The sequence below is a fragment of the Chitinophaga sp. genome, assembly GCF_039596155.1.
In the GTDB taxonomy this organism is placed as follows: Bacteria; Bacteroidota; Bacteroidia; order Chitinophagales; family Chitinophagaceae; genus Chitinophaga.
Window position 1 is genome coordinate 113528 of the sequence record NZ_JBCNKF010000015.1, and the last position, 17436, is coordinate 130963.

The 17436-nt window shown below is 46.3% G+C and carries 17 protein-coding genes; 11 read left to right on the forward strand and 6 right to left on the reverse strand.

From position 1 onward, the window contains the following. Positions 1-3: 3 nt before the first annotated feature. Both ABDW33_RS16015 and ABDW33_RS16020 read right to left on the reverse strand, forming a co-directional pair. Positions 4-1533 (reverse strand): SusD/RagB family nutrient-binding outer membrane lipoprotein, encoded by a 1530-nt coding sequence (locus ABDW33_RS16015; protein ID WP_343691086.1) that lies wholly within the window; start codon positions 1531-1533, stop codon positions 4-6. Between the two features lie 11 nt (positions 1534-1544). Continuing rightward, positions 1545-4715: a SusC/RagA family TonB-linked outer membrane protein gene (locus ABDW33_RS16020; protein WP_343691087.1), complete on the reverse strand. Its 3171-nt coding sequence runs from the start codon at positions 4713-4715 to the stop codon at positions 1545-1547. 146 nt (positions 4716-4861) lie between these two features. Here ABDW33_RS16020 and ABDW33_RS16025 point away from each other — a divergent pair, with 146 nt between their 5' ends. Genes ABDW33_RS16025 through ABDW33_RS16035 form a run of 3 tightly spaced genes read left to right on the forward strand, consistent with a single transcriptional unit; the run spans position 4862 to position 8582 of the window. Continuing rightward, positions 4862-5749, forward strand: a complete 888-nt coding sequence (locus ABDW33_RS16025; protein ID WP_343691088.1) for an AraC family transcriptional regulator — start codon at positions 4862-4864, stop codon at positions 5747-5749. A 12-nt stretch (positions 5750-5761) separates the two neighbouring features. Next, entirely contained in the window at positions 5762-7324 is a 1563-nt protein-coding gene (locus tag ABDW33_RS16030; RefSeq protein ID WP_343691089.1) for a gluconokinase, read from the forward strand. Beyond that, entirely contained in the window at positions 7311-8582 is a 1272-nt protein-coding gene (locus tag ABDW33_RS16035) for a mandelate racemase/muconate lactonizing enzyme family protein (RefSeq protein WP_343691090.1), read from the forward strand. Before ABDW33_RS16030 ends, ABDW33_RS16035 begins: the two co-directional genes overlap by 14 nt. Positions 8583-8634: 52 nt before the next feature. Here the strand turns inward: ABDW33_RS16035 and ABDW33_RS16040 are convergent, their stop codons facing one another. Further along, positions 8635-9588 carry a hypothetical protein gene (locus tag ABDW33_RS16040; protein WP_343691091.1) on the reverse strand — a complete coding sequence of 318 codons (954 nt, stop codon included), beginning with the start codon at positions 9586-9588 and terminating at the stop codon, positions 8635-8637. 237 nt (positions 9589-9825) lie between these two features. Between ABDW33_RS16040 and ABDW33_RS16045 the strand changes: the two genes are divergently transcribed. The 3 genes from ABDW33_RS16045 to ABDW33_RS16055 are packed head-to-tail and all read left to right on the forward strand — an operon-like array spanning position 9826 to position 11154. Continuing rightward, on the forward strand, positions 9826-10149 hold the full coding sequence (locus tag ABDW33_RS16045; protein WP_343691092.1) for a metalloregulator ArsR/SmtB family transcription factor: 324 nt from the start codon (positions 9826-9828) through the stop codon (positions 10147-10149). Continuing rightward, entirely contained in the window at positions 10149-10616 is a 468-nt protein-coding gene (locus ABDW33_RS16050) for an SRPBCC domain-containing protein (RefSeq protein ID WP_343691093.1), read from the forward strand. The genes ABDW33_RS16045 and ABDW33_RS16050 overlap by 1 nt, the downstream gene beginning before the upstream one ends. 4 nt (positions 10617-10620) lie before the next feature. Then, positions 10621-11154, forward strand: coding sequence for a DUF4256 domain-containing protein (locus ABDW33_RS16055; protein WP_343691094.1), 534 nt, complete (start codon positions 10621-10623; stop codon positions 11152-11154). 175 nt (positions 11155-11329) lie between these two features. On the opposite strand, the gene ABDW33_RS16060 is transcribed toward ABDW33_RS16055, so the two are convergent. Together ABDW33_RS16060 and ABDW33_RS16065 are read right to left on the reverse strand one after the other, a co-directional pair. Further along, positions 11330-11800 (reverse strand): hypothetical protein, encoded by a 471-nt coding sequence (locus tag ABDW33_RS16060; protein WP_343691095.1) that lies wholly within the window; start codon positions 11798-11800, stop codon positions 11330-11332. A 28-nt stretch (positions 11801-11828) separates the two neighbouring features. Next, positions 11829-13265: a glycosyl hydrolase family 28 protein gene (locus tag ABDW33_RS16065; protein ID WP_343691096.1), complete on the reverse strand. Its 1437-nt coding sequence runs from the start codon at positions 13263-13265 to the stop codon at positions 11829-11831. Here ABDW33_RS16065 and ABDW33_RS16070 point away from each other — a divergent pair. After that, on the forward strand, positions 13260-13382 hold the full coding sequence (locus ABDW33_RS16070) for a hypothetical protein (protein ID WP_343691097.1): 123 nt from the start codon (positions 13260-13262) through the stop codon (positions 13380-13382). The genes ABDW33_RS16065 and ABDW33_RS16070 overlap by 6 nt on opposite strands. Positions 13383-13464: 82 nt before the next feature. On the opposite strand, the gene ABDW33_RS16075 is transcribed toward ABDW33_RS16070, so the two are convergent. Continuing rightward, on the reverse strand, positions 13465-14301 hold the full coding sequence (locus ABDW33_RS16075) for a methylated-DNA--[protein]-cysteine S-methyltransferase (RefSeq protein WP_343691098.1): 837 nt from the start codon (positions 14299-14301) through the stop codon (positions 13465-13467). Positions 14302-14387: 86 nt separating this feature from the next. Here ABDW33_RS16075 and ABDW33_RS16080 point away from each other — a divergent pair, with 86 nt between their 5' ends. The 4 genes from ABDW33_RS16080 (at position 14388) to ABDW33_RS16095 (ending at position 17410) form a co-directional block, all read left to right on the forward strand. Then, positions 14388-14951 (forward strand): PhnA domain-containing protein, encoded by a 564-nt coding sequence (locus ABDW33_RS16080; protein ID WP_343691099.1) that lies wholly within the window; start codon positions 14388-14390, stop codon positions 14949-14951. 320 nt (positions 14952-15271) lie between these two features. Next, entirely contained in the window at positions 15272-15772 is a 501-nt protein-coding gene (locus ABDW33_RS16085; protein ID WP_343691100.1) for a T9SS type A sorting domain-containing protein, read from the forward strand. 24 nt (positions 15773-15796) lie between these two features. Continuing rightward, positions 15797-16978, forward strand: a complete 1182-nt coding sequence (gene porV / locus ABDW33_RS16090; RefSeq protein ID WP_343691101.1) for a type IX secretion system outer membrane channel protein PorV — start codon at positions 15797-15799, stop codon at positions 16976-16978. Positions 16979-17002: 24 nt separating this feature from the next. After that, positions 17003-17410 carry a hypothetical protein gene (locus tag ABDW33_RS16095; protein ID WP_343691102.1) on the forward strand — a complete coding sequence of 136 codons (408 nt, stop codon included), beginning with the start codon at positions 17003-17005 and terminating at the stop codon, positions 17408-17410. Positions 17411-17436: the final 26 nt, after the last annotated feature.

The following is a 17436-nucleotide window of genomic DNA, read 5'->3' on the forward strand; positions in this document are numbered from 1 at the left end:
TGTTTACTTATCCCACCAGATCCTGGTGCTCAGCTTATCTGCGCCCTGCCTGGCGATTGCCTCGTTTACATTTTCACTATTTACACTCAGCTCTGAGGTTGGATAGGTCAGTCGCCTGATAAATGTACCCTGCGGTACATCGGGATTGCCTGGCTGACCGTAAGGATTAGGGGTCAGCGCAGGAAATCCACTTCTTCTGAAGTTGGCAAAGGCTTCGGGGCCATTCAAGAAGGAAGCAATCCAGTATTGGGTGTTGATCTGATTCAGTTCATTGCCGGCAGTAATGGGATTGGCGGCGATGTAGGTGTCGCGCGCACTGGCAGCAATCGCGCTATTAGGATCATAAACGCCCATCTGATCCATGTGTGCCGCAATACCATCTGCATAGTACTGGGCAACGGTGCCGGTAGTGATCCATCCCCTGAAACGGGCTTCAGCAAGCAATAGGTTGGTCTGGGCAGCCGTCACCAGGAAAACAGGGGCAAATGTTTTGAGCAATCTGCGGCGATCCACCTGGCTATACTCATAAAAACTAACCAGGCCATCTGCGGCGGCGGCAGCGCCAATGGTACCATTGTCGCGGCCAATTGGCATTCCAATCTGTTTGGAGGGATCGGTCGTGCTGGCAGCGACGGTTTGTCCGGCACCGCTGGTAGCGCCTACATACCTGACAGCAATGGCTGATAACCGCGGGTCGCTGGTATTTTTCAGCTGGTCTGCAAATGGTTTGGCGAGGTAAAAATTAGCCGCCTCACCGCCATTCAGAGTGGCGCCAATAGGCTGGGTATAGTTGGCGTCATGTCTTATATATGCATTGTCTGCATTCGTAGTAATCACTCCACCTGCTACCGCTGCCTGCACAGTATTTTGTGCCTGGGCCGGATCTACTTTACTCAATCGCATGCCCGCCCGCAGTAGAAGAGAATAGGCGAATTTTTTCCATTTGGCAACATTGCCACCGTATAAGAGGTCCCCGCTTTCGATCACGGCTGTCGTACTGAGTGCCGCTGCCGCTTCTGTAAGTTCCTGTATAATCGCCGGGTAGATATCCTGCTGGCGATCGTATTTCGGGAACAGCATGCCTGTACTCAAACCAGCCCCCCCTTCCTGGTAGGGGATGTCTCCATATTCGTCTGTCAATATCATAAAGACGTATGACTGGTAGATACGTGCCATATTATATATGTTGCTCCGGTTGGGCAGATCCTTTGCTCGTGTACGGGCATCATAAGTGTTTTTGATCACGCTTTGGTAGTAAGCTGCCCACAGGGGTTGCGTCGTTACATCACGACTATCCTGGTTAAAATTTGCGCCGGCCACTACCCCACCGTTGGGCGATATCATCTGCTGTACAATGCCCACATCGAATACCAGTGATTTTACCGGGAAGGAAGTATTAATAATTGCCTGGTTAAGCAACAATACAGGGTCGAGCGAGGTAGAATTGGTCCCGTTGACGTTCAGGTCACTCAAACCCTTATCACAGGCAACAAACGAACACGATATAATGATAGCTAATAAGATCTTTTTCATAACGGAATTAGTTAAAGTTTGATATTCAAATTCACGCCCAGACTGCGGGTAGTAGGTAGCCCCGGTGATTCAAGCCCGATCTGGTTGTCGGAACCAAAGCCAAATGTTTCAGGGTCGATATTGTCAACCCACTTTTTCAATATCAATACATTGTTGGCTACAAAATCGAGCTTCATTCCTTTGATAGGCCATTTTGCAGGAATATGCCTGGTGAGGTCATAACCTAATGATACCTGGCGCAATTTCCAGTAGCCTCCGTTATATACAACCGGGGCGATGATCTGTTGTGAGCGGAGATGCTCCCAGTAGGTCTGCACTGCGGCTACGGCAGTATTGGGATTGCCATTGGCATCTACACCAGCGCCCTTTACACCTCCCTCACGTCCTTCCAGCGTTTTCTTGTGCAGTCCGTGTCGTATTGCGTTGAAGTTGGTGCCTGACAACATTTTGTTACCCAGTTTATAATCCACGAAGACGCTCAGTCTGAATCCTTTGTAGGTAACGGTATTTAGAAAACCGCCGACCCATTTGGGCAACGCGCTGCCAAACAACAGGAAGTCGGCTGTCCGTTGCGGTAGCCCATTTGATTGAAATATCTGTTGCCCTTTTTCGTTATATGCATAGCCATAGCCGGCGATCTGCCCGATTTCTTTGCCCACTACATGCCTCGTTTCTCCGTTAAATACGTGTGTACCGGTGGTAATACGTTCACCTGCCTTGTCTGTAATGATGCTGAGCACCTTTGTGATATTATAAGAGGTATTGGCGGTGAACTCCCATGTCCATTGGCGACTTCTTACCGGCACCAGGTTCAGCATGGCTTCAAATCCTTTGTTACGGCTTTTGCCACTGTTGATCGGCGTGTTCAGATAACCGGAAGCATCGGAGATTTGTACCAGCACGATCTGGTCGCTGGTAATTTTGCGGTAAGCTGCCAGATCGATATTCACACGACTATCAAATAAGCGCATTTCCAGTCCGGCCTCCAGTTCTGAAATCCTGCTGGGCCGCAGATTTGCGTTAGGCAAAGTGGTACCGGTCACATTATTACTGATAGCACTGGTACCTACAGGCACTGCCTGCCCGTTTGGATTATTGATGAAATTCGCATTAGGTGTATAGAACAACTGGTTAGAATACGGCGCCACGTCGCCATCACTTCCTACCTCCGCATAACCTAATCTCACTTTGCCAAAATTCAGCCAGCTGACACGAGGCAGATGTTCTGAAAAAATGTAGCTGCCTGATACAGACGGATACAAAATGCTCCTGTTTTTAGGAGCGAGTGTCGAGAACCAGTCATTGCGTACAGTACCGGTGAGGTAGAAAGTTTGCCGGAAATTTATTTCGGCAGAACTATACAACGAGTTTACACCCTGTTCTATCAATGTATACACCGGATCTTTGGAACGGCCGTTTTGTACGGTATATATTCCCCTGGTGATGAAGTCAGTTACAACCACATTATTGATATCAGACCGTTTGCGCATCCGGTTGCCCCCCGCATTTACATTTATCTCCACCTCACCGAACTTTTTATTGGCATTGATCAGGTAATCGAGGTTTGTTTCCCGGAACCGGCGTGATTCCTGGGTATACAAACCATTTACAAATCCCGGCGGTGCGGCGGCCCGGGAAGCCTGGCCGGTAGGAAAGTTATTGACGTCTTCATCCCTGGACCAGTAGTCCTGCCCAAACCGTCCCTGCACACTGAGCCATGGCCGGAGCAGGTATTTCAGTGTCACATTGCCATAAATGCGATCCCGTTTGATATTATGAAATTGTTCTGCCAGTACCCAATAAGGATTGGTACGATTGGCAAACCTGGACCAACTGTTTTCATCACCTGCTGCATTGTATTTATTTTCATCCAGCACATGTAAAGGCATGGAGGTAGACATTGCCATCAGGGTAGTAGGAATAGAGTTATCCTGGTTGGCAATGTTCGGTGGATTCTTGTTGATCTCACGCGAGTAGTTGACATTGCCTGATACAGAGAACTGTTCTGACAGATTATAAATAAAACCGAGGTTCATCGACTTACGGTTAAATGTATTGTTGGGCATAATCCCCCTGTTATCCGTATTGTTCAGTGACATCCGGAAACCACCTTTATCACTGCTGCTTTCAAAAGCAATTGTGTTGGCCACATTCTGACCGTGGCGATAGAATTCCTTTATACGGCTGCCTTGCGGCTGGTAGGGAAGTGTTAAGTTATTGAACAGGACCTGCGTCATTCCGGGAGCAAATTTTTCACCAAAGGACCATTGTCCGGAAGTGGGATTGGGAGTGGTAGGACGAACGCCGTTCTCACCCTGCCCGTATTCACGCTGGTAATCCGTAAAGTCAAGCGGCGTGTCGTTAGTATAATTCAGATTGTAGGTAACGCCCATCCCTTTTGTCTTTCCTTTTATCTTTGTGGTGATCATGATGACACCATCTTTTGCACGGGAACCATAGAGCGCCGATGCAGGGGCGCCTTTTAAAATGGTCATGTTTTCGATATCGTCAGGATTGATACTAGAAAGGCCGTCTCCGCCATCAGCGAACACGCCCCCACCCTTCACACCGGTGATGTTGTCGTTGAAATTGGTATTATCAACCGGCACACCATTAATGACGATCAGTGGATTGTTCTGGCCGGAAATGGATGACTGGCCGCGGATGCGGATCTTGGATGTACCACCCGGACCGGTACCCAGGGAAGAAATATTCAATCCGGCTACCTTGCCCTGCAGGGCGTTCATGACATTACTGCTGCGATTTACGCTTATTTCTTCAGGTTTGACACTGGTAGCGGCATATCCCAGGCTACGTGACTGCTTCTTTATACCGAGGGCTGTTACAATTACCTCGCCCAGGTTCTGGTTATCGATCAGCATCGATACATTGACGACGGACTGATTGGCTACATTGACTTCTGTAGTTTTAAATCCTACCGAAGTGAATACAAGTGTGGCGTTCGCGGAAGCAGGAATGCGATATTTGCCGGAGCTGTCGGACGTGGTTCTCAGGGAGCTACCCTTTACAGTAATAGAAACCCCGGGCATTTTTACGCCCTTGTCATCAGCCACCGTTCCTGTAACGGTTTGTGCATAGGCGTGGGATACTATCAACTGTAAGATAATAAGCAGCAGGAATCCCGCAAAGCGGTAACCACTGCTGTGGAATTGCTTTTTCATAACGTAAGTTGGGTGGGGTGAGGAATCTTTAGCGTACAAATTATCCGGTATTACATATAAAAACTTCCAAAATAAAACGGCGTTGAATTTTGTACGTGCAGATTGAACAAATTTCTTTACTTTATGTAAGCCCATTCACCACGTATATGAATCAATTTGAGCTAAAACATGGTACCTCTCCAGAGCTGGTATTGTTCCCGCATATCCTGGAGCTGGGCCTGAAAAAGAATGGCTCCATTCAGCCCAATAGTTTTCCGTCCACTGTAGCAGAAGGATTACGTATTTATCATATTATAGAAGGCCGGTTCGAATGGTACATCAACCATCAACCGCATGTGTTTTACCCCGGTGATGTAGCGTTGATAATGCCCGGCAAATCACTTAGTGCAGCTAACAGTGTGCTGACAATCGGATCCTTTATATGGATACAACTGGCCGTAAAACAGGAGGATAACGGTCATATATTACCAGGAAAATGGAGCAGGTTATCAAATAGTGAATCCACCGCCATTGGCAAAATATTATCTGTCAACAATCTTCCGGCATTAAGCCGGTTTAATGAGGTGTGTAGTATTATCAAATGTATTTACACAGAGCTGGTAGAGATGGAAGTTGCCTATCAGACACGTATTAACCAGCATATAGATGAAATGCTGATACAGGTCAGCCGTAAGATAACGCGGCAAACACATTCCTCCCGTGACTTCCCCCAGGCGTTTACCAACCTGGAAATAGCATTGCGGCAGGATCTCTCGCATCAGTGGACGGTAGAGGAAATGGCAGGACTGGTCGGTATGGGCACAACGATGTTTACGGAGAAGGTGAAAAGTTTTTCCGGGTTCTCGCCTATTAATTACCTGATCAACATCCGCATTTCGGAGGCTATCAAATTACTCAAGCGGGATGATATCAGTGTAACTGATATTGCGCTGGATGTAGGTTTTTATTCATCGCAACATTTTTCAACCACTTTTAAAAAGTTAACGGGGTATCGTCCAAGTGAATTCAGGAAAAATCATTTGCGTAATATATAAATAGTCATAGATATGGATTGCATCATAACAGTTGAGTTAGGAACCTACGGGATACGCGTGTTTGTATATAACCTTAGTGGCCAGGTAATCGGATCAATGAAGGGCCACTATCCAACATTTCATACACAACCTGATTATAGTGAGCAGGACCCGGAGCAGATTTTTATCACCACCTTATATGTATTAAAGAACATCTTAAATGAATATATACACCCGAAGAAATACAAAGTAGCCAGCATATGCTTCTGTGGATCTATGCACAGCGTGCTGCCTGTGGATGCGAAAGGGAATCCGCTTGGTAATGCTATTACCTGGGCAGACAACCGGGCCAAGAAAGAAGCACAGGAATTACGGCAATCATCACTTGGCAGAAAGTTGTACGAGGAAACAGGCACGCCGATACACCCCATGTCACCATTGGTAAAAATTGCATGGATCAGGGATCATGACAGCGAACGATTCAGGAGTACCAGTAAATACCTGTCTATCAAAAGTTATATCGTTCACCAGCTCACGGGCGAATATATGATAGACTACAGCATTGCTTCTGCCACCGGATTGCTGAACATTCACACGGTGAACTGGGAAGACGACGCATTGCAATACGCCGGTATTACGGCGGATAAATTGGCACCAGTGGCGCCTATATTTACGGCAGCCGGCAAATTAAAAAAAGCGTACCAGCAATCATTAGGGTTACGGGCTGATACGAAAATTCTTATTGGCTCCAGTGATGGTTGCCTGGCTACCTTGGGAGATGGTATCATAAAAGGAGAAACAACGGCTAATATCACGATTGAAGACAGTGGTGCCGTAAGGATAATGGGAGCTACCGTGTTGAAAGATGAGAAAATGCGGTTCTTTAATTACCTGCTTACGGACAATTATTATGTATCTGGCGGCCCTACTAATAATGGCGGGAATATTTTTGAATGGTTTACCCGGCAATTCGGTGAATTTATCAATCAATTCGATATGGCGGATAGTATGCAGCAGTTGCTGGAAGAAGCGGGCAATGTGTCAGCCGGATCAGAAGGACTGTTATTTTTGCCGTATCTGCTTGGTGAACGTGCTCCGATCTGGAATGCGAATGCGCGCGGCGCCTATTTCGGGCTGAACATTAAACATGAAAGAAAACATTTCATACGGGCTACGATTGAGGGTATTTTATATGAAATCTATAGTATCGGGAAGACACTGGGCGAGCAGCGTTCTATTCATCGACTTTCGGTAAATGGTAGTTTCGGGACCATTCCTTTCTGCAGCCAGCTCCTGGCTGATATATTCAATAAACCGGTACAGGTACGGCCGCAATTTCATAGTGTGAGCTTTGGTGCTTATATACTCAGTGCCACTGAAATGGGTATCTATCAATCATTGGATGATGCGGCTGCAAAACCGCTGGAATCGCCGGATGTGTTTATGCCCAATAAGCTCCATCATGAGATCTATGCCGATTACTTCCGCATATTTGAGACATTAAGTGCTAAACTATCCGACGAATTTGAAATGATCGGGAACCTGCAGCAAAAGTATGCTCATTCAGATAAAATAATAACAAATGACAAACAATAACTCCAGGAGATCATTTATTACCACTACGGCTATCGCAGCTGCGCTGGCACCTCTGGCAACTTTCGGGCAGGGATATGAAAAAGCAATTGATCGCACGTCAAAAATGTCCTCTCCTGCCAACCTGAAGATCACAAAGGTAAAGTGCGGTTATATCAGGGGCAGCCTGTTTGTAAAGATCTACACCAATCAGGACATATGGGGGTGTGGTGAAGGCGTGGATGCTGTTGCAGGCACTTATCACCTGGTAAAGTTTTTCGGCGCGGTACTCGAAGGAAAAAGCCCTTTGAATGTGCACCGTTTGTTTGAAGACATCCGTAAAGCCGGATTCTTCCGGGGGGCTCAGTCGGGTATGTATATAGCCGTATTGTCCGCAATAGAAACAGCGTTGTGGGACCTGGCCGGCAAGGCACTGGAACTACCCGTATATCAGCTGTTAGGCGGTAAATTCCGGGATAAGGTGCGCGTATATTGCGATACTGCACTGTATCAGCGTAATCTGCCTACAACTGATGATTTTGCGGCAGCTGCGCTCAGCGCGAAGAATATGGGGTTCAATGCTATCAAATTCGATCTTGATCAGGCAAACGATCCTAATAAGTATGACCAGTATAACTGGACGGCCAGTCCGGCTGAGCTGCAACGTATGTATGACCAACTGGCAGCAGCGAGGCAGGCGGTGGGACCGACCATTGATATTTGCGCTGACATGCATGGTCGCTATGATGCGGTCACGGCTCATGCCATTGCAAAGCGATTGGAGCCGCTGAACCTGATGTGGCTGGAAGAGCCGGTGCCTGCAGAAAATGTAGAGGTGTATAAATTGATTGCCGATTCTACGACCACCCCGATATGCGTTGGAGAAAACCAGTACCTGGCTTACGGATTCAGGCGAATGCTGGAAATAGGCGCAGTAGACATCGTCATGCCTGACCTGCAAAAATGTGGCGGATTGGGGGAAGGGCAACGGATCGCCAACCTGGCGAACCTGTACTATACACCGTTTGCACCACATATGGTGGCGTCTTTCCTGGGCGCGATGGCTTCGGCGCATGTTTGCGCGGCAGTGCCAAATTTCCTGATACTCGAATGGCAGAGTTACTTTCATACAGACCCCATGTTCAGGGATATCGTGTCGTATGACGGTGAATGGGTGAACAGCGGGTATATTACAGTTTCAGAAAAACCAGGTATTGGTGTTGAGATGAACGAAGCAGGAATGAAAAAGTATGCGCTGCCGGGAATGCCGTTTTTTGAGTAGTTATTTTGTTCCTGAAACCTAAACAAAAAAAATACTTTATCTGTCCAACATCCTATAAGCTCAAATCTTCATAAAAAATCACTTTTCCCGGATCTTCAGGGAGGTACATAATCTCCACAGGGCCATTCTGTAATTTATGTACATCCAGCAGGGAGACTATCTTCTTCAACACCAGACTATGTGCTTTCCCCTGATGGTCGGCAAAGGCTAAATGAAAAGCCACCTGGGGTTGTTCATTAATATACATGCCTGTTTGCTCATAACGAACAATATTGCCGGTGGTTTTCAGACCATAGACCACCATCTGAACAGAATTGTTAGCACCACCACCTGCATTCATAATCACCTTCAGCAAAAATCCGATGATGAAAGCAGCCCCGATATTCACCAGTGGGATCAACGTCCAGGGATGTGGCAACACAAAATGACGCCAGTCATCAAACAAGGGATAATACGCAGCCACCCCGATCAGCACCAAAAAGACGAATGTATACAGGATCACCATGGAAACATTCCAATCTACCGCGATACCTTTAGGTACTATCTGTCCGCCCTTCTTCTTCATATTTACGCTCAATTCAAAGGTATTTCCTTTCTCATACCGACCTTCCTCAGGTCTGCTGTCCATGAGCTGATAATTCACTTCCACCGGTGTACCTGAGAAATTCGTAAAAGCGAGTCTGAGTTGCAGTACCGCTATATTACGCATCCTGCCCTCCTCAATTTTGCTGGTGATACCGGCAATCAGCGGTCTTCCTTCATTCGCAGTTTTTATGATCTCTGACTTGTCAGTAAAGAGCGTCTTTACATAGAACCGGCCATAGAAGCCCAGGAGCAGTATCCATGCCACAGCGCCAATGCCGATAGAAATGTAAGTATAGTTTGTAATTTCTTCGGGTGCTTCAGCAGCGCTGCCGGAAGCATAATAAATGATTAAGGGCAGGCCAACAGTAAAGGCTAACGTATAAAGGCTCCAAAACGAAATGGCTAAACCAGGTTTTCTCATACAAGTGTAAGCTCAAACATCAGACCATAGTTTTACCGGCTGACAATAATCATTCACGCCATTGACCAGTGAATTGCTGACAGCGGGAAATATCTCTTTCAGCATCATAGGGTTGGATAACAGTGGCACATACCATACGAAATGGAGCCCCCTATTGTAAGGGCACCATTAGCCGGGAAAATAAATATTTGCGTAGTTAAATGACTACACATATATTTGTATGCAAATACTGTTACCATGATTATCAGGAGAGACGTGTTTCAGGCCATCGCGGACCCGACCAGGAGAGCTATTCTTATGTTGCTGGCTTCGCAGGCTATGACGGCCGGATCTATTGCGTCCAATTTCAACACGGCCAGGCCTACTGTGTCTAAGCATCTCGCTATTCTTACCGAATGTGAGTTACTGGAACAACAACAAAATGGAAGGGAAATTTATTATCACCTCAATCCAAATAAAATGAAAGAAATCGCTGATTTTATTGAGCCTTTCCGTAAACTATGGGATGACAGGTTTAATAAACTCGAAGATATCATGAAAGCCTATAAAACAAAAAAGTAATGGAACTGAAGACCCAAATCCACGCTGAAAATGGAAAACAGGAGCTCACAATCACCAGGAAGTTTGAATTGCCCGTTGAATTGCTCTTTAAAGCATATGAAGATGCTGATATTCTGGAACAATGGATGAATACGAAGGTCGTAAAACTGGAAAACAGGAAATATGGCAGCTGGCAGTTTGATACCAGCGACGATAAAGGCAATATCGTATTTACTGCCAGCGGTGTGTATCATGAGTTTGTCCCCAACAGGAAGATCACCCGTACTTTTGAAATGGGCAATGCTCATTTTGATGTTCAACTGGAATTCCTGGAATTTGAATCGCTGGATGAGGATAATAGTAAACTCACTATGCAGATTGTATATCGTTCGGGTGCGTTGAGAGACCAGATGCTGAAGCTGCCATTTAAACAAGGATTGAATATGGCGCATAACAGATTACAGGAAATTGTAAACAAATTAAAATAACCTTATGAGTGCTGCATTATTAAAAATATTAAAAGCCCGTTTTGAAAAACATAAAAATCGTCATAAAGGGATTGAATGGGCACAGGTGGAAGCGAAGCTGAATGCCAGTCCAAAGCATTTAAAGGTGCTGGCAATTATGGAAGAAACAGGTGGTGAGCCGGATGTCGTAGCATTTGATAAAAAGACTGGCATATATACTTTCGTAGATTGCTCACCCGAAAGCCCTAAAGGTCGCAGAAGTGTATGTTATGACCAGCAGGCACTGGATGAGAGAAAAGAAGCGAAACCAGCGGATAGTGCCACTGAAATGGCGGCAGCTATTGGTATAGAACTGTTGACTGAAGATGAATACAAAGCATTGCAGGAGTTAGGAGAATTCGATCTCAAAACATCGAGCTGGCTATTAACCCCGCCCGCTATCAGGAAACTCGGTGGGGCTATTTTTGGTGATCGCAGGTATGACCATGTGTTCATTTATCACAATGGTGCGCAATCCTATTATGCAGCGCGGGGATTCCGTGGCTCACTGAAGGTATAAAAACAGGTTGCCTCAAAGTAACCTGTACGCCTGGGAATCGTTTATGTGAAATGCTGTCCCGCCAGGCACCCGTATCATACCGGGTAAGATTTACTTTGAGGCAACCGCTCTTAATGTCTGATGCTTCAATAACTGCACAGGTATTAAACCAGCGCATTGTCAGATCACCTGTATTTTAGAATTTAAACATCTTACCTAAATCCCCCAGGTCTACGTCACCGTCGCCATCTTTGTCCAAACCAAATTTAGCGCCAAGACCACTCAGTGTATCTGCGAGGTTGCCACCACCACCAAGGGAAGCAAGGATCTGTTGTACACTGCTATTACCCTTCAGCGCATTCAGTATGCCGGGGATCAGGGTAGCTGCAATGGTAGTAGCTACCTGGTTGTTGATACCAAACTTCTGCATGATGTTGGTAGCAAAGTTATTCTCCATATCTTTTGCCTCCGGTGTTTCTCCATTGGAAGACAACATTTCAGTGATCTTATTTGTCTGACCGCTTGTAACCAGGCCGGTGACCTTGGAGATGATCACATTCTTTAATTCCTCAACAACACCCTGGTTGTGCTCATTTGGTATAGCCGGATTGTCCGCTATGGTTTGCTGACTGTGCTGCTGGATCAGAGATGCTAGTTGCTCGAACATATGTATCAATTTTGGACAAAGATAATTTTTAATATGAAATAGATATTGCTTCGGCATGCGATGCATTTATTACTTCCTTCTCAGGTATCCGTGTGCGTTGTAGTTGTAAATCTTTTACATCCTCAAATAACAAAGCAGGCCTGAAATCCGCTGCCTGCACAGTCACTTTACAATCTTTTACTTGTATTCCTGCTGCATGTCTTACATATAATCCCCATGCAGGCAGATCACCAAACATAGTAAACTCCGGATAACCAGCTTCATTCTCAGGTACAGGCGAAAGGTCTCCCTTTACATATCCGCCTGCGTATTTAATTTCAATTTCCTTCAACTGTACATTCGTAATTGTATGCCCCGGTATGCCAGCAATCACGGCCGGCAGCAGATAATGGATCGGGACTTTCGGCAAGGGCCCCTCCTGCGGATAACCAATGTCCGGCTTCGTAGCAGGAATTTCTGCTGTCAGCTTTTCTATTAAAATATTGTTCACCGTACTATACTGACCATCACGATTCCGTTTTCCAAGGCGGATAAATAATGCATTGCCTGTATTATATGCCCGCACATTTGTGACTGCTACCTGTTCGATTGCACCTCCATCTACTGCTTCCAAAGCAATGGCGGAGCGATAGGTATCATATACCGTAATGCTATCTACCACAATATTCTTAAATCCACCGAACGATCCGGTTCCCAGTTTGAACCCATTTGCACTGGATCGGAGAACGCAATTCTTCACCGTAACGTTCTCACATTTAAGGGCAGGATTTTCTGATTTGAGACAGATTGCATCATCCGCTGAGTTAAATACGCTCTCTTTAATAACCACATCTTTTGAATCAACAATATCAATCCCGTCATTGTTCCAATAAGCGTTACTTTCCACGTTAATTTTACTGACTTCAACACCGGTACATTCCTTATACAACTGCACCCAGCTGGCTGCATCCTTCAGGGTGATGCCTTTGATACAAACTGCTGTACAATTTTCAAAATATAGCAGGTTAGGCCGGTTCTTTTCTGAAGGCCTTTTCTTTAGCCATTCATCGTCCTGGAGTTTGCCCTCCCGTAAGCACCGGATTGTATTTTCTACCAGTTCCCTGCCCTGTCCGTTTATCATCCCTCCTCCCGTAATTTTTACGTTCTTTTGATCTTTACACACAATCAGCGCCAGTGGCCCCGTTTGTGCATAGGCCATCCGATCCCGGCTACCCAGCAGGATCGCTTCAGTGTCCAGTTGTAATGTAACATTGCTTTTCAGGTAAATAGTGCTGGTCATAAATGTTCCATTAGGAATTATGACAGCACCACCTGTAATAGTTGCGGAGTCTATGGCTGCCTGTATGGCACGGGCATTGTCAAATGTCATTCCCGCTTTCGCGCCAAAACGTGTGATTGGATATTTTTTCTGTCCCCAGGCCTCCATACTCAGGAAGACCAGGCATAATACGACGATTTTATGCATAACCCCGCCAAGATAGAAAAATATAATTACTTCTATGACAGCACAGGCAGGGCCTATAAAGGGGAACAGGGTACTCACTTCATAAGAAAGGCGGCATTCAGTAACAGGATCGTATGATCATTTCAGAAAAGAATAAGGCGGTCTTCATCCATCTGGCAGACCAGCACCTCCCCCACCAGGTTACAAACTACAACCACATTTACTGGCCTGCCCTTGCGGCTTCCCAGCCAATGATGGCCGTTTTGCGGGTACTGCCCCACATGTAATCACCAAAGGTACCTCCAGACTGAATCACCCTGTGGCAAGGGATTAAATATGCCACCGGGTTACTCCCAATAGCTGTTCCCACAGCGCGGCTGGCGCTCGGACTACCAATATTGGCGGCAATGGTACCATAGGTAGACAGTTTTCCTAAAGGTATTTTCAATAAACTCTCCCATACTTTCAGCTGAAAATCCGTTCCCCGCAGGTGAAGTTTGATCTCTGGCAGTTTGCTCCAGTCGTGCTGGAAAATGAATAGCGCATTCTGTTGCAACAAATCTAATTTTCTTTGAAATGTCGCATTCGGGAATTTTGCCCGCAGATCTTCAAAACCAGCGGTTTCTTCGTCATGAAATGCCATATAGCAGACACCTTTGGGGGTAGCGGCCACCACCAGGTTCCCAAACGGGCTTTCCGCGAAACTGTAATTAATCACCAGGTTCTTCCCGCCATGTTTGTACTCGGCTGGCGTCATTCCCTCTATGGCAATGAACAGGTCGTGCAAACGACTGGTACTTGATAACCCGGTTTCAAAGGCCGCATCGAAGATGGTCGACTCCTTCAGCATGCCTTTAGCATATTCCAGGCTGATGTATTGCAGGAATTTCTTGGGACTTGTACCAGCCCATTCGGTAAACATGCGCTGAAAATGAGCAGGGCTCAGGTGCACGCTTTCTGCCACCTCATCCAGGCCTGGTTGTTCCCGAAAATGGTTCCGGATATAATCGATCGCTGCGGCAATCCTGTTGTAATTAATATGCTCCTGTGTTTTCATAATACAAATATCCTGATTCCTGTCAGTCCGGAAAATCCGGAATATGCGCTTATCTTTGCCCCTTTTATATAGAAAATAAACCATTTATGAGTACAACTATTACGCCTGCTTTAAGGGAGCGCAGTAACGGTACCTGTGAGCTATGTACCAGTGAAGACGCCTCGATGGCCTTTGCAGTAAGTCCCAGGAACAATGATGCCATTGAAAACGAAGTAGCCATCTGCAATACCTGCGCTGCCGCAATGGAAGATGCAGGCGCCGCTATGCACTGGCATTGTCTGGCAGGCAGTATCTGGAATGCGGAACCAAGTGTGCAGGCGCTGAGTTACCGGCTGCTATACAAACACAAAGATCAGGAATGGGCAGCAGAAATCATAAATGGTGTAGAGCTGGACGAAGCAGTGAGTCATTGGGCGCTGAGTGCCTTTGAGGTGAAAGCAGTACATCGGGATAGCAATGGTACTGAATTGCAGCACGGCGATACAGTGGTGCTGACACAGGGACTGAACGTGAAAGGTGCTAACTTTATGGCTCCCAAAGGCACGATTGTACGTAAAATCAGGTTGGTATCAGATAACCACGAACAAATAGAAGGTAAAATTAATGAACAAACGATTGTGATACTGACAAAGTATGTTCGTAAATCTTAGTAACGTTTACTAAAAGTCGTTCTTATAAGAAATTTCTCATTAAGGAACCTGCGGTAACCCGCAGGTTTTTTTATTGGACAATAAACAATTCACCGCCCGCTCTGTTTCTACATACATCATAACCGTTTGTCCTCCTTAGCCTGCCGTTTAAAAAAAGATTACCGCCATGTAAAAATTAGACATTGCCACCAGCAGGCAATTACAACATATTTGCAGTCAGTTGTAGTTCGCATTCGGTGTAGCATCGGTATATATCAACCAGATTTCTAAGCGACTAAATAATATGTAACCTTTTATTTTATTCAACCCAATATCCGCACATGCACACACTTTACAAATGTATGCTGGCATTCTTTCTGTATACAGTGGCGGTTTGTACAGCCGACGCGCAGACACTGAACAGACAGGTAACCGCCAGCTCAGGAGGTGTAGGTAAGGTCCATGACAAAGATTTCCAGTTTACGATCGGCGACCTCGCTACAACCACTCTTTCCCAGGGCGCACTGATGATTACGCAGGGCTTCCAGCAACCCGAGGAACTGCCGCCAGTTGACCCGGGTACCAGGCCAGTCCTTAACATGATCTTGTACCCCAATCCCGCTGCCACCAGCGTAAAAATTGAGTTCGACATGGTAGCGACTAATTCTGTCTACCTTATGATCATCAACAGCGCCGGACAACTGGTTTATAAGGACTACAGAGTATACGCCGCAGGCAGGATCACCATTACGTTGCCCGTCAATCACTTTGCCGCAGGCATCTATACTGTACGCGTTCAGGCCGGGGGCTATGCCTTCCAGGATAAGCTGATCATACAGTAATGTATCACCCTTTAAACCATCGTTATGCAAAAAATCTTTACGCTATGTATAGGTGTCTTTGCGTGCCTGTTACTTCCCCGTATAGTGCAGGCGCAGAAGAATTCCCAACAGGCACTTAACCCCGGCGCTTCCTTCCTGCTTGTTAATCCCGATGCCCGTAGTACCGGCACCGGTGACGCGCTTACCGGACTGGAGAGCGACGTCAATTCACAGTTTGCCAATGGGGCCAAACTGGTGTTTGCCGGCGATATGGGTATTGCCGCCTCTTACTCTCCCTGGATGTGGGACCTGAACAACAGTAACCAGCGTGTAAACCTTGGTCATCTGGCAGCATTCAAATCATTCAATGATCACAATGAAGCCATCGGTGTGACTATGCGCTATTTCTCCCACGGAACCATTACGTTCAGAGATCAGAATGGAACGGAGATGCAACAGTATCGACCCAAAGAATATGCGATTGATGCCACCTATGCCCGCAAACTGGGCGACCGTTATTCTATCGCGATTGCACTTCGCTACATTCGCAGTGATCTGGGACAGGGGAATTTTAATAGTCTGAGTCAACACCCTGCCAGTGCTGTAGCCGGCGACATCTCGCTCTATTACGAAAACTATGCGAAATATGATCCGGCAGGTAACCGCTTTTGCTGGGGTATTAGTTTTTCGAACCTGGGTAGTAAGCTAAAGTATACTGATGATGGCAACCGCCATGCTTTTCTGCCCATGAACCTGCGCATTGGTGGCGGCTACACATTTGTGAACACTATAGAACATCAGTTTACCATACTGGCCGATATCCAGAAGCTGCTCATTCCGACACCTCCTACTTACAAGCTGGATTCTGCCGGTGGGGTGACAGATCAGATACTGAAAGGCAGAGATCCAAACAGGGGCATACCTGAGGCGATCTTTACTTCATTCTACGATGCACCTGGCGGTTTCTCGGAAGAAATTCGTGAAATCACTGCCGGTGGCGGATTAGAGTATAGTTACAAGCACCAATTGTATATCCGTACGGGTTATTTCTATGAGTCTCCTACCAAAGGCTGGCGGCAGCATTTCAGCTCCGGTATTGGTTTACAGATCCAGGGACTGAGCGTAGATATGGCCTATATTATTCCAACGGGTAATAGCCTTTACCCTCGTCGTACACTGAAGTTTACCCTGGCGTACAACTTTGGCAGGTACAATAAAGCTGATTAAACTTATAAACATTCAACTCAACATATGAAAACAGTTCTATTCCTGATATTTTTAATTACTGCAGCTACAACAATCACAGTAGCACAATCCCGTACCAGGGATGTGCTGTTCCCCCATTTTGCAGAAGACAAAGCAAAACTGGAAGCGAAAGAAAACATAGGAGACCATTCCATACCCAAACAACAGGGAAGGTCTACTAAAGAATCGATCTTTACCAGCTACAAACCACAGACTGCATCCCCGAAAGCCAGACTATTGGGCGCACAGAGCCGTAAGCAGTCCTCCACCACACCATCTGACATGAGTGCACAGGCGGCGCTTGAAAAACAAAAGGCGAAAACATCCCCTGCTCCTTCACTCACACTTCCGACACAGGGAGAAGAGCCAAAGGCTGATTCCAAAGCGACCTCCGGTCAGTTAAAAAAGCACTAAAAGATCAATTATTACAAATCTGCTAT

Coding starts and splice junctions, on each gene's coding strand:
- ABDW33_RS16070 (WP_343691097.1), top strand. CDS start 13,260: ATGCATAACCCCGCCAAGATAGAAAAATATAATTACTTCTATGACAGC.
- porV (WP_343691101.1), top strand. CDS start 15,797: ATGCAAAAAATCTTTACGCTATGTATAGGTGTCTTTGCGTGCCTGTTA.
- ABDW33_RS16085 (WP_343691100.1), top strand. CDS start 15,272: ATGCACACACTTTACAAATGTATGCTGGCATTCTTTCTGTATACAGTG.
- ABDW33_RS16015 (WP_343691086.1), bottom strand. CDS start 1,533: ATGAAAAAGATCTTATTAGCTATCATTATATCGTGTTCGTTTGTTGCC.
- ABDW33_RS16035 (WP_343691090.1), top strand. CDS start 7,311: ATGACAAACAATAACTCCAGGAGATCATTTATTACCACTACGGCTATC.
- ABDW33_RS16095 (WP_343691102.1), top strand. CDS start 17,003: ATGAAAACAGTTCTATTCCTGATATTTTTAATTACTGCAGCTACAACA.
- ABDW33_RS16025 (WP_343691088.1), top strand. CDS start 4,862: ATGAATCAATTTGAGCTAAAACATGGTACCTCTCCAGAGCTGGTATTG.
- ABDW33_RS16050 (WP_343691093.1), top strand. CDS start 10,149: ATGGAACTGAAGACCCAAATCCACGCTGAAAATGGAAAACAGGAGCTC.
- ABDW33_RS16080 (WP_343691099.1), top strand. CDS start 14,388: ATGAGTACAACTATTACGCCTGCTTTAAGGGAGCGCAGTAACGGTACC.
- ABDW33_RS16060 (WP_343691095.1), bottom strand. CDS start 11,800: ATGTTCGAGCAACTAGCATCTCTGATCCAGCAGCACAGTCAGCAAACC.
- ABDW33_RS16040 (WP_343691091.1), bottom strand. CDS start 9,588: ATGAGAAAACCTGGTTTAGCCATTTCGTTTTGGAGCCTTTATACGTTA.
- ABDW33_RS16020 (WP_343691087.1), bottom strand. CDS start 4,715: ATGAAAAAGCAATTCCACAGCAGTGGTTACCGCTTTGCGGGATTCCTG.
- ABDW33_RS16065 (WP_343691096.1), bottom strand. CDS start 13,265: ATGCATAAAATCGTCGTATTATGCCTGGTCTTCCTGAGTATGGAGGCC.
- ABDW33_RS16075 (WP_343691098.1), bottom strand. CDS start 14,301: ATGAAAACACAGGAGCATATTAATTACAACAGGATTGCCGCAGCGATC.
- ABDW33_RS16055 (WP_343691094.1), top strand. CDS start 10,621: ATGAGTGCTGCATTATTAAAAATATTAAAAGCCCGTTTTGAAAAACAT.
- ABDW33_RS16045 (WP_343691092.1), top strand. CDS start 9,826: ATGATTATCAGGAGAGACGTGTTTCAGGCCATCGCGGACCCGACCAGG.
- ABDW33_RS16030 (WP_343691089.1), top strand. CDS start 5,762: ATGGATTGCATCATAACAGTTGAGTTAGGAACCTACGGGATACGCGTG.